This window comes from Rhizobium sp. PDO1-076 (assembly GCF_000247475.1).
GTDB lineage: Bacteria > Pseudomonadota > Alphaproteobacteria > Rhizobiales > Rhizobiaceae > Allorhizobium.
Map to the genome: position 1 here is coordinate 1 of NZ_AHZC01000265.1, position 1,571 is coordinate 1,571.

The following is a 1,571-nucleotide window of genomic DNA, read 5'->3' on the forward strand; positions in this document are numbered from 1 at the left end:
AAGGTGATGCAATCGCCGGTTTGATCATCATCGCTGTCAACATTATCGGCGGGGTAGTGATCGGAATGAGCCAACGGGGCATGGGTGCTGCCGAGGCCCTGGATGTCTACGCTACGCTAACGTTCGGCGAAGGTCTTGTCGCGCAGATACCGGCATTGTTCATCTCGATCACTGCAGGCTTTATTGTTACCCGTGTTTCCTCCGACGAAGGCACAGACCTAGGTGCCGATATTGCTTTCCAACTTGTCAAGGAGCCGAAGGCACTGATCATTGCCTCGGGCATCATGCTTGGTTTCGCTGCGATCCCTGGCTTCCCTGTGGGCGTCTTCGTTCCGCTGTCGCTTATCTGCGGTATTGGCGGCCTCTTGATAATGCGCGGACGCAAAAACGGCGGCTCGTCTGAGGCTTCGATTGGCATGCCAAGTTTTGCGCCAGCCATGGCGTCCAACGGTGTCGTCCCGGCCTTTCCCGAGGAAGAGGACGCATCAGGCGACGTCGAGAAGGTCCAGCCAGTAACATTCCAGCATACGATTCCGCTGATCGTGGACATTTCGCCTGCCTTGCGCGCTGCTATCCGACCTCAGAGGTTGGACAGTGAGGTAGCAAGGGTTCGTCGCGCACTCTATTTCGACCTTGGCGTTCCTTTCCCGGGCATCAATCTGAGACTGAATGACAATCTCAGAAAGGGCGAGTACCGGATCATGATCAACGAGATTCCGGTTGCCGCTGGGCACGCACGGCCAGGTTATTTCATTGCGCGCGAGAGCGAAGCCAATCTCGAGATGTTCGGCATTCCATTTGAGGTCGGTGAAAGCTTTCTGCCGAGCACGCCGAGCCACTGGGTGGCGATGAAGCACTTGGCAACGGCAGAGCGTGCTGGAATTCAGATTATGACTGTGTCATCCATGCTAACCTACCACTTGGCCCATGTGTTGAAGAACCACGCCTCTGAGTTTGTTGGCATTCAGGAAACAATGTTCTTGATGGACAAGATGGAGACCGAATTCCGCGAACTTGTGCGTGAAGTCACGCGCGTGCTACCGATCACCATCATTGCGAGTGTCTTGCAAAGACTAGTGGGGGAGGAAATCGCTGTTCGCAACATGCGCACGATCCTGCAGTCGCTGGTGGAGTGGGGGCAAAGGGAGAAGGATCCCATTATGCTGACCGAGCATGTTCGCGGTGCGCTCGGGCGTTATATCACTTACAAGTTTTCGGGCGGCCAGAACGTCATCCCGGCCTATTTGCTGTCAAAGGAGGTTGAAGACGAGGTGCGCGGCGCAGTGCGACAGACGAGTGGTGCGACCTACCTGGCTTTGTCTCCCGATACACATCGCCAGTTGATTGCCTCAATGAAGGCCACGCTCGGAGATATTGGCCGGCATGCTGCGACACCTGTAATCGTCGCGCCCATGGATATCCGCCGGTTTGTACGCAAGATCGTCGAGCGTGACTTTCCCGATCTTCCGGTTCTGTCGTTCCAGGAACTGATGCCCGACGTCAACATTCAGCCACTGGAACGGATTAGGCTTTCCGTTGGGCATGGCCGGACCCGGGAAGAAGACTACTGA

The 1,571-nt window shown here is 55.9% G+C and carries 1 protein-coding gene; it reads left to right on the plus strand.

Annotation, left to right across the window (positions count from 1 at the left end):
* Positions 1–1,571: FHIPEP family type III secretion protein (locus tag PDO_RS14590; protein WP_007603115.1), on the plus strand; the 1,571-nt coding region annotated here is incomplete at its 5' end.